Raw genomic sequence first — 10,254 nt, 5'->3', positions numbered from 1 at the left:
GCAGGTCGTGGACGCCCCGGCGGACCACCTCGTGGTCGTCCAGCAGGAACACCTTCACCGGGCCGTGCGCCCCAGCCGCAGGACTCTCCGTCATCACCACTCCAACCCCGTGGGCCCGCCCTGGCGGCAGGTCGTGTGAACCTCCGCGAAGTCTGGCGTGACCGGGGGTGGTTCCGATCGGGCCGGACGGCCCTACTTCGCCCAGGTGCCGGGAGCGGCAAGGGGGTTGAGGCGAGGAGCACGGGCCGTCCGGACGAGCAGGAGAGCTTCTGTCGGGCGTACTCGGCGAGTTCCGAAAGGGCAGTCGCCGGCGCCGGAGGGGGCCGTGGTGTCGCCTCCGGTCAGTCGTGGTGGCTGTCGCGCGGCGCGCGGCCGCTCCACACGGGCTCCAGCCGGGCCCAGGACCGCGTCCACGCCCGGTCGGCCCGACGGTCGAGGGCACTCAGCCTTGCGCAGAGCCCCGCAGCGGCGAGAGCACTGAGCAGGCCGAAGAGGAACAGGCCCAGGCACACGGCCTCGGCCACGAGGTCGGCGGTGCTCGGGGGCGCGGCGGTCGGGTGGCCGCTCCGGTCGACCCAGATCCCGATGGTGGCGCCGGGCTCGGTGTTCCGGGGGACGTCGACGATGCCGGTGTTGCTCCGGCCGGTGGGGTAGTCCCACACGGCGTCCGCGCGGTAGGAGGTCTTCCCCCAGACGACGGTGGTCTCCGCCTTCCGGACGGAGCCCTCCACCAGGGCCTCGACGTGGTGCAGGCGCGCGGTCGTGACCGCGGCCTGCTGCTGTTCGGCGGCGAGGCGGGCGACGGAGGCTCCGGCCCCGAGAAGTCCTGCGAGCACGATCCCGAGAGCGGTGAGGACCACGGCGCGGCTCCGGGCCCGGTCGAGGGCCCGGCCGAGGGGATTGCGCTCCCGGCCGAGGGTGCGGCGCAGGTGGCCGCACGGCGGCGCGGGCGGGCCCTCGGGTCGTTGGGTGCTGTTCATGGGCGGTACTCCTTGTCGCTGCTCGGACGGGAGGTGGCGAGGGGCGTGCCCGGCTCACGGGTGGGGCACCACGACGACCGGGGCGGTGCAGTGGTGCAGAACGGCGTGGGTCACCGGACCGAGGCGCGGCCCCAGGCGGTGTCGGCGCTCCCGCCGGCCGACGACGACCAGGTCGGCGTGGATCGAAGCCTCCAGCAGGGCCTGGGCTCCGCCGCCGAGGCGGACGTCCTCGACGATGTCCACGTCCGGGTGCTTCGCCCGCAGGGCGATGAGGGCCGGGGCCACCAGGGTCGCCTCGGTGGACTCCTGTTCCGCGAGGTAGGACTGAGGCGGTATCAGGCCCGCGAGTGCCCAGGCGGGCGGCAGGCTCCAGCCGTGGACGGCGCGCAGCCGGCAGCCGCGCAGCTCCGCCTCGGCGGCGGCGAATTCGAGGACGGCGTCGCTGGGTTCACGCGCGTCGAGACCGACCAGCACCTCGCGGGCGGCCACGGCGGTCGCGGGTCGCTCTGCGGACACGTGTCCGGATCGGACCAGCACCGTGGGGACGGGCGTGCTCGCCGTCACCGCGAGTCCCACCGAGCCGACCAGGAGGCCGGCGAACCCGCCGAGTCCGCGGGACCCGAGCACCAGTAGTTCCTGCCCCTTCGCCGCGGCCAGCAGCCCGTCGACGGGGTCGTCCGAGAGCACCGCGGTCTCCACCGGCAGGTCGGGCCGGTCGCGCCGGATCCGGTCGGCGATGCCGCGGAGCGCGTCCAAGGCCCTCGGCCGCAGGTCGCCGGACCACGAGGCGGCCTCGTCCCCCGCGTCGAGCCAGGGCCAGGCATGCAGGAGCCGGAGCACGGAGCCCCGGCGGCAGGCCTCCGCGGCCGCCCACAGGGCCGCGGCCTCGCTCTGCGGCGATCCGTCGATTCCGGCGAGGACAAAGCGGGTCATCGTGGCTTCCCTTCGAGACGCCGAGGACTCGGGCCGGGGCGATCCGGCGCCGGGGCGTGCGATCGAATCTCCCGTCCGGACGCCGGGTACGAGAAGGGACCGAAGGACCCGGCGGTGGGCCGGTGGTCCCGGTCGAGCCGGTCCCGGCCGGCACCGGAGCACCCGCCCTCGTACGGTTCGCGCACGTGCCGACTGCGCCGGGCAGGGGCCCGCGCAGCGGTCCCGGTCCGGGCCCGGGACCCCCGGCCGGGTGGACAGGGACCGCAGGCACGGGGGAAGGGGACCGTCGGCCCCTCGGACGGACCGGCCCGGCGAACCGAGGATCTTCCACAGCGAGCGGTGGGCAAGGCCACCCCCGCCACGGACCTCCACTCCGATCGAGGAGCACCCTCATGTCCGCACCCGACCGCAGGAACCGACGGGCCGCCGCGGCTGCCCGGAGACAGCGCAGAACCGACACACGCTTCGGGCTTCCCGCCGCGACCGCCCTGGTCGTCGGCAGCATCATCGGGACCGGGGTGTTCGCCCTGCCGTCCGCGCTCGCACCCTACGGGCCGATCGCCCTGGTGGCGTTCGTCGCCGTGACCGTCGGCGCCCTGGCACTGGCGGTGGTGTTCGGGCGCCTGTCCGAGCGGGTGCCGGGCAGCGGCGGCCCGTACGTCTACGCCCGGGAGGCGTTCGGCGAGTCCGCCGGGTTCCTGACCGCCTGGTCGTACTGGATCACCGCCTGGGCCGGCAACGCGGCCATCGTGGTGGCGTGGGTCGGCTACGTCGAGGTGTTCGTCAACAAGGGCCACCACACCTGGGCGTCGATCACGATCGCGCTGGCCGGACTCTGGCTGCCCGCGGTCGTCAACCTGACGGGCGTGCGGAGCATCGGTGCCTTCCAGGTGGTCACCACCGTCCTGAAGTTCCTGCCACTGGGCTTCATGGCCACGGCCGGACTGCTGTTCGTCAAGTCCGGCAACTTCGGGGCGTTCAACGCGAGCGGGGGATCGGCCGTCGGCGCCGTCTCGGCGGCCGGCGCCATCGCCCTGTTCAGCTACATCGGCCTGGAGACCGCTTCGGTCGCCGCCGGCCGGGTCCGTGACCCGAAGCGCAACGTGCCCCGGGCGACCGTGTACGGCACCCTGGCCTGCGCCGCGATCTACCTGCTCGGCACCCTCTCCGTGTTCGGCACCGTCCCGCACGTCCGACTCGCCGCCTCCACAGCTCCGTTCACCGAAGCGTTCAACACCATCGCCGGCGGCACCTGGGCCGGGAACCTGGTCGCCGCCGCCGCGATCGTCTCCGGCCTCGGGGCACTCAACGGCTGGACGCTGATCTGCGCCGAGATGCCGCTCGCCGCGGCCCGGGACGGACTGTTCCCGTCGGCCTTCGCCAAGGTCAGGGGCCGCGGCGAAGTACCCGTCTTCGGCGTCGTCTCGGCCACCGTGCTCGCCTCGCTGCTCACCGTGGTCAGCTACACCCGGTTCACCAAGGTCTTCACCGAGATCGTGCTGCTGAGCGTGCTGACCGCCGTCATCCCGTACCTGGTGTCCGCGGCCGCCCAGCTGTTCTGGCTGGTGCGGCAAGGCCGCGCGGAGCTCGACCGGAGGCGCTTCGCCCGTGACGTCGTCGTCACCGGCCTCGCCCTGGCGTTCTCCTACTGGTCCATCCAGGGCAGTGGCTACCAGACCGTCTACTACGGCCTGTTCACCATCCTGCTCGGCATTCCGGTCTACATCTGGCTCAAGCGGGAGCGGAGCGGGAACGCCACCGATCCGGCGGCGTCCTCCGACGTGACCGCGGCCGGCCACCCCGTGCCGCCGGCCCAGACCGCCGGCCCGGCCCGCACCGTCGGCATCCCGACGATCATCCTCCGCGCGCTGCGCCCACGGCACGAGCACTGACAACCGCGTCCACACACCGAGAACAAGGAGCACCCCAGATGAGCACCCTGCGTGTCGACTCCGAAGCGGGCCGCCTGCGCCAGGTCATCCTGCACCGGCCCGGCCTCGAACTCGCCCGGCTCACCCCCCGCAACGCCGAGGAACTGCTCTTCGACGACATCCTGTGGGCCAAGCGCGCCCGCGAGGAGCACGACGCCTTCGCCCAGGTGCTGCGCGACCACGGAGTACGCGTCCACCACTACGCCGACCTGCTCGGCGAGACCCTCGACCTGCCGCCCGCCCGGGCCTGGCTGCTCGGACAGATCGTCACCGAGGCCACGGTCGGCCCCGCCCTGGTCGACCCGGTCCGGGCGCTGTGCGAGGACCTCGACGGCCCGACTCTCGCCGAGTACCTGATCGGCGGGGTCCTCAAGGACGACCTGCCGCTGGAGAGCCCGCACAGCTTGGTCTGGAGCACGCTGGGGGACCAGGACTTCGCCCTGCCGCCGCTGCCCAACCACCTCTTCCCCCGCGACAACTCCTGCTGGATCGGCGGCCGGTACAGCCTCAACCCGATGGCGCGCCCGGCCCGCCGCCGCGAGACCCTGCACACCGCGGCGATCTACCGCTTCCACCCGCTGTTCGCCGAGACCGCGCCCCCGCTGCTGGACGGAACCGTCCCGAACCCGGGCACCACCCTGGAGGGTGGCGACGTGCACGTGGTCGGCGAGGGCGTGGTCATGGTCGGCATGAGCGAGCGCACCACCCCGCAGGCTGTGGAGACCCTCGCCCAGCGGCTGTTCCAGTACGGCACCGCGCGGCGGCTGATCGCCGTCCGGCTGCCCGAGAGCCGCGCCTTCATGCACCTCGACACCGTCCTGACGATGATCGACCGGGACACCTTCGCCCTCTACCCCGGTCTCGCCGACCAGTTGCGCTCCTGGACCCTCTCACCCGCCCCCGGGCGGCCCGCCGGCCTCGACGTCCGCCGTGACACCGACCTCGCCGCATCACTCGCCGAGGGCCTCGGCCTGGACAAGGTGCGCTTCCTCTCACCCGCGCAGGACCTGCGCGCCGCAGAACGCGAACAGTGGGACGACGGCAGCAACTTCCTCGCCCTCGAACCCGGTGTCGTCGTCGGATACGAGCGCAACACCATGACCAACACCTACCTGCGCAAGCAGGGCATCGAGATCGTCACCATCGCCGGATCCGAGCTCGGCCGGGGCCGCGGCGGCCCGCGCTGCATGAGCTGCCCCATCCAGCGCGACCCCGCCAACTGAAACCACGAGGAGGAGAACGACATGACCATCACCCTGCGCGGCCGCCACTACCTGGACGAACTCGACTTCACCCCCGCCGAGATCCACCACCTGCTCGACCTCGCCGCCGAACTGAAGGCCGCGAGGCGGGCCGGCACCGAGACGGCCCAGCTCACCGGTCGCCGCCTCGCGCTGATCTTCGAGAAGAACTCCACCCGCACCCGCTGCGCCTTCGAGGTCGCCGCCGCCGACCAGGGAGCCGGCACCACCTACCTCGGCCCCGACAGCTCCCACGTCGGCCACAAGGAGAGCGTCGCCGACACCGCCCGCGTCCTCGGCCGGATGTACGACGGCATCCAGTACCGCGGCTTCGACCAGGACACCGTCGTCGAACTCGCCCGCGACGCCGGCGTCCCGGTCTACAACGGCCTCACCGACGCCTGCCACCCCACCCAGAGCCTGTGCGACGTCTTCACGATGCGCGAGCACAGCCGCCGGCCGTTGGAGGAGATCTCCTTCTGCTACCTCGGCGACGCCCGCAACAACACGGCCAACTCGCTGATGACGATGGGCAGCCTGCTGGGCATGGACGTCCGGATCGCCGCGCCGCGCGCGCTCTGGCCGGAGCCGGAGCGGGTCGCCGCGTGCCGGGCGCTCGCGCTGGACAGCGGGGCCCGCCTGACCGTCACCGAGGACGTGGCGCAGGCCGTGCGCGGCGCCGACTACCTCTACACCGACGTGTGGGTCTCGATGGGCGAGGACCACGACCACTGGCCCGACCGCATCGCGCAGCTGATGCCGTACCAGGTCAACGCCAAGACCCTCGCCGCCACGGGCAACCCGGACACGGCCTTCCTGCACTGCCTGCCCGCCCTGCACGACACCCGCACCGACCTCGGCGCCGAACTCGCCGCCGGCCACGGCCTCGACGGGCTCGAAGTCACCGACGAGGTCTTCGAGTCGCCCGCCTCGCTGGTGTTCGACCAGGCCGAGAACCGCATGCACACCATCAAGGCGATCCTGGTCGCCACTCTGGGACGGGACTGACCGTGCGCATCGTCGTCGCCCTCGGCGGGAACGCCCTGCTCCGGCGGGGCGAACACCCGGACGCCGAAGTCCAGTCGCACCACGTCCACCAGGCCGCCCGCTCGCTCGCCGAACTCGTCGAGGCCGGGCACGAGGTGGTGATCACGCACGGCAACGGCCCGCAGATCGGCCTGCTCGCCGTGGAGAGCGAGACCGACCCGGCGCTCACCGTGCCGTACCCGCTGGACGTGCTCGGTGCCCAGACCCAGGGCATGATCGGCACCCTGCTCGCCCGGGACCTGATGAACCGGCTCCCCGGACGGGAGGTCGCCGCCCTCGTCACCCACACCCAGGTCGACCCGGGCGACCCCGCGTTCGCCCGCCCCACCAAGTTCATCGGCCAGCAGCTCGGCGCGCAGAAGGCGCAGGGGCTGGAGCGTGAACGGGGCTGGACCACCGCGCAGGACGGCGCGCACCGGCGCCGCGTCGTTCCCTCCCCCGAACCCCGGGTGGTGCTCGAAGCACCCGTCGTCCGCCGGCTGCTGGCCGACGGAGCGGTCGTGATCTGTGCGGGCGGAGGGGGAGTCCCGGTCGTCCGCGACCGCGACACCGGGCTGCTCCGGGGGGTCGAGGCCGTCGTCGACAAGGACCTCACGGCCGCCCTCCTCGCCGAGCAACTGGACGCCGACGCCCTGGTGATCCTGACCGACGTCACGCACGTGTTCACCCACTACGGCACCGCCGACCCCGGCCCACTGGTGACCACCACGCCCGAGCGGTTGCGCGCGCTGGACCTGCCCGAAGGCTCCATGCGGCCCAAGGCCGAGGCCGCGGCCGCGTTCGCCGAACGGACCGGTGGCCTGGCCGCCATCGGCCCGCTCGACGACGCCCTCGGCACCGTCCTCGGCACGACCGGAACCACCGTCCGCGCGGCCTCGAACGGTGGAGGGAAGGGCCTCAGGGCCCCGGCCGCGGGACGTCCGGCCGACGACGGCGCCTCCCGGCGCCCGGCAGTCTGAAACCCCGTCCGAAAGGCAGGACCCCCCGATGAACCGTCCGCACGCGTCGATCACTCACGAGATCCAGGTGGAGACCCGCGGCGAGGTGTCCCTCGCGGCGCCGGACTACGCGAAGGCGAAGCTGCTGGCCGTGGTCGAGCGGCTGCACGAGCCGGTACTCGCGGCCCGGGTGAAGCTCACCCAGGAGAGCAACCACGCCGTCGTCAAGCCCGCCGTCGCCCAGGCCGTGGTGGACCTCAACGGCCGCCCGGTCCGGGCGCACGTGGCGGCCCCGACCATGCAGGAGGCCGTCGACCTGCTCCAGGACCGGCTGAACTCCCGACTCGCCCGGGTGCGCAGGCACCGCGACGCCCATCGTCACCGTGCCGCGGCCGGCCCCGGCGCGTGGGACGACGACGTGGCCCGCGCGCACCGCCCGCATCGGCGCGTCCTGGCGCCGGAGGAGCGGAGCATCGTGCGGCACAAGTCCTACAGCCTCCCCCGTCAGACCGCCGGGGCCACGGTGTTCGAGATGGAGGCCATGGACTACGACTTCCACCTGTTCACCGACGCCGCCAGCGGCTGCGACAGCGTCGTCTACCGAGACGAGCGTGCCGGGGGCCACCGTCAGGCCACCGCAGGGCCCGCCGGTGAGCCGGAACCGGGACTCACCGTGAGCACCGCCGGGGTTCCGGAACTGCCGATGGCCGAGGCGGTCTCGAAACTCGACCTCACCGGGCTGCCGTTCGTCTTCTTCACCGACGCCGCCACCGGCCGGGGCAACGTCCTGTACCACCGCTACGACGGCCACTACGGCCTCATCACACCTGCGCAGTAGCGGAACAGGACGAGCCGGGCGGAGAACGCGAACCGGAGACGGGTGAGCCCGCCTCCGGTTCCGCGACCACCGCGACATCCGGGAAGCTCGGGCAGGGGAGGAACGCAAGGGCTCGCGACCGGGCGTCCAGCGCGAACCACTGCCAGCCGGCGCACCGGTCGGGCTCCATGTTGGTGACCTCGCCCGTCCACTGGGTGGCTTCGAAGAAGAGGGCGGTGCGGGCGTCGTCGGTGCGGTGGTGCATGACGTGGACGAGGCGCAGCGCGGTCGGGTCGGTGGTGATGCCGGGTCTCCTCGGTGGGCTCCCGGGCGGCGCCGGTGCCGGCGCTCTCGCCGGGGGCGAGGTGGCCGGCGGGCAGGTATCAGGCGCCGTCGGCGAAGCCGATGTTCTGGCGTCGGCCCAGGAGGATCCATGCAGGAGCTGGGGGCCTTGCAACCGCCGCACGCCGATTTGGTGAGCGCGCCGGTGAACAGGTCCAGCTCGTTCGGGCCCTTGTTCATCGTGATGGTGCCGTCGGGGGCGGTGGTGGCGAAATGCAGGTCGGTGTCGGACAGGAAGGAGCAGACGTAGGAGCGACCGTCGGGAAAAATGCTGAAGCGGTCCAAGGTGCGGCCGATGCATCCGCGGTAGCCCTCCTGCTCGAAGCGGGGCATCTCGGAGCGGCGGGCGAAGGTGGGCTGGTACCGGACCCGGATGCGGTGGTCGGCTGCGACCGCGGGGAGCCGGTCGGTGAAGTCCAGCCACTCGCGGGGGCGCATGACCGCCTTGGCACCGCCGCTGCCTGCGGCGCCTCTGCAGATCATTCTGGAATGATGAGTCACTGGAACTCATTGGGGACCTGACCGGTCCTCTCCATCCACACTGCGTCCCCCGGCCAACCGCCCTACTGTCTCGTCGATGTCCTCGCCGTTCTTCTCCGTATCCTCCATGTAGAGCCGCGTCCATGCCACGGATCCGGCGTGAATGCCCATGACAGTCACCCCTCTCATGTCGAGAGGGGACCCGTCCAGCCGGGTTCCATGCCAGTGCCACTCGGCCCACTCAACGCTCTTGGTCACGGCCGTCTCCAGCAGTTCAGCCTGGATGTCGGGCACCTCGTGAAAGAACACGGACCAGTTCTTCCCCACCTGCGCCCGGCCGTTGAACGCCCGGGCCGGGTGGGCAGGTTGCGCGCTCTGGTAGTCGAAGGCAAAGCATGACGTGAACGCGTCCAGATCGTGCGCGTTGATCGCCTGACGAAGCCGCTCAGCCAGCACTGCCGTCTCCCTTGCCCAGTCGCCCTGACAAAGACAGGCCACTACGCCCGTGGTGTCAAGTCTCGGGGCCGCCCGGACCAGCCGCCATCGCAGTGCGCCATTGGCGGGACCGACGGGTCCCGATCTCCTTGCAGAGTGAGTTCGATTCAGACGCTCGGCAGTTGGGGTGTCGGAGCGGCAGAGTTCCGTGCGTGTCGGATGATCTTGTACCTGATGACCTGCGGGAGTGGGTGGCTCCGCTACTGCCTCCGCGTCCGCCGCCGGCATCGCCACCCCGGGCGGCGGCCGACGACCGAGCCGCGCTTCGCTCGGCTGCCCCGTCCCCCGGCGCGGCGGTACCGGGCGCGACCCGGCAGGCTCACGCGCGCCGAGCTTCAGCGAACCGTGCTGACAGGCAAGGGCACCAGGTCGTGCCTGGCTGGACAGCATGGTCTCCTGCGGGAACTCCACGCGGCCAGATCGACCGAGCCCGTTCATCGCCCGGACAGGCAGGCAGACCGCCCCCGGTCCGTCAGTGGGTGGCCGCCCAGAACGCGGCGGCCACCAGGACTGCCGCCGTGGCGGTGAAGAGGACGACGCAGAAACGGACGTAGCACTGGATGACTGGTGGGAGGCGGCTTGCTGCGCCATTCCACGTAGCCGCGCTTGCTCTCGCTTCGTCCGGCGGGGTCCCCGCAGGGCGGTTGGCGGAACACCGCCAGCGCGGCAGGAAGGAGTAGCCCACACCTGACAGTCGCATCGGCGGTTCGGCTGGCCGCCAGGACACGACCTAGTGGATCACTCCGATGGTCTGGAGGATTTGAACGACTGACGCCCCAACGCCGGTGGCAGCGGCCACATTCGACAGCGTGAATCTGTGAGGGCGGCCGCCCTGGTTGGGCACGGCGGTGGAGCCGACGCCCGCAAGACTTCGCCCTCGCCGGACCCGAGACGTGACATGAGAACCAGCACCCGGCCCACGGCCGCAGACGGAGCGGGGGGGGGGGGGGGGGGGGCCCCCCCCGCCCCCCCCCCGGCCGCGGGGGTGCTCGTCCGCCGTGCGCTGCAAAGGGACCCCCCGCAGCCCGAGCGCCGCGGGCGGGCTGCAGG

9 protein-coding genes and 1 pseudogene are annotated in these 10,254 nt (G+C 72.4%); 5 read left to right on the top strand and 5 right to left on the bottom strand.

Going from position 1 to position 10,254, the window contains the following annotated elements:
• The 3 genes and pseudogenes from AC067J_RS43570 to AC067J_RS43560 all read right to left on the bottom strand — a co-directional run.
• Positions 1-94, bottom strand: a pseudogene (locus AC067J_RS43570) (DNA-binding response regulator); the annotation flags it as partial.
• A 247-nt stretch (positions 95-341) separates the two neighbouring features.
• Positions 342-980 carry an Rv1733c family protein gene (locus AC067J_RS43565; RefSeq protein ID WP_478308432.1) on the bottom strand — a complete coding sequence of 213 codons (639 nt, stop codon included), beginning with the start codon at positions 978-980 and terminating at the stop codon, positions 342-344.
• Between the two features lie 54 nt (positions 981-1,034).
• Positions 1,035-1,913, bottom strand: coding sequence for a universal stress protein (locus AC067J_RS43560; protein WP_478308431.1), 879 nt, complete (start codon positions 1,911-1,913; stop codon positions 1,035-1,037).
• 392 nt (positions 1,914-2,305) lie between these two features.
• Here AC067J_RS43560 and AC067J_RS43555 point away from each other — a divergent pair, with 392 nt between their 5' ends.
• The 5 genes from AC067J_RS43555 to AC067J_RS43535 are packed head-to-tail and all read left to right on the top strand — an operon-like array spanning position 2,306 to position 7,908.
• Positions 2,306-3,805 carry an amino acid permease gene (locus AC067J_RS43555; protein WP_478308429.1) on the top strand — a complete coding sequence of 500 codons (1,500 nt, stop codon included), beginning with the start codon at positions 2,306-2,308 and terminating at the stop codon, positions 3,803-3,805.
• A gap of 38 nt (positions 3,806-3,843) precedes the next feature.
• A complete protein-coding gene (locus AC067J_RS43550) occupies positions 3,844-5,067 on the top strand; it encodes an arginine deiminase (RefSeq protein WP_478308428.1) in 1,224 nt (407 codons plus the stop codon).
• Between the two features lie 21 nt (positions 5,068-5,088).
• Positions 5,089-6,093 (top strand): ornithine carbamoyltransferase, encoded by a 1,005-nt coding sequence (gene argF, locus AC067J_RS43545; protein ID WP_478308427.1) that lies wholly within the window; start codon positions 5,089-5,091, stop codon positions 6,091-6,093.
• Positions 6,094-6,095: 2 nt separating this feature from the next.
• Positions 6,096-7,091 carry a carbamate kinase gene (locus tag AC067J_RS43540; protein WP_478308426.1) on the top strand — a complete coding sequence of 332 codons (996 nt, stop codon included), beginning with the start codon at positions 6,096-6,098 and terminating at the stop codon, positions 7,089-7,091.
• Between the two features lie 28 nt (positions 7,092-7,119).
• A complete protein-coding gene (locus tag AC067J_RS43535; RefSeq protein WP_478308425.1) occupies positions 7,120-7,908 on the top strand; it encodes a ribosome hibernation promotion factor in 789 nt (262 codons plus the stop codon).
• On the opposite strand, the gene AC067J_RS43530 is transcribed toward AC067J_RS43535, so the two are convergent.
• Together AC067J_RS43530 and AC067J_RS43525 are read right to left on the bottom strand one after the other, a co-directional pair.
• Complete coding sequence (locus AC067J_RS43530) at positions 7,892-8,152, bottom strand: NUDIX hydrolase (RefSeq protein WP_478308424.1); 261 nt, start codon at positions 8,150-8,152, stop codon at positions 7,892-7,894. The genes AC067J_RS43535 and AC067J_RS43530 overlap by 17 nt on opposite strands.
• A 584-nt stretch (positions 8,153-8,736) precedes the next feature.
• Entirely contained in the window at positions 8,737-9,165 is a 429-nt protein-coding gene (locus tag AC067J_RS43525) for a nuclear transport factor 2 family protein (protein ID WP_478308423.1), read from the bottom strand.
• Between the last annotated feature and the right edge of the window lie 1,089 nt (positions 9,166-10,254).

This window comes from Kitasatospora sp. NPDC042419 (genome assembly GCF_056437345.1).
The sequence above is the reverse complement of the archived record's forward strand: the minus strand, read 5'-3'. Positions and strand labels throughout refer to the sequence as shown.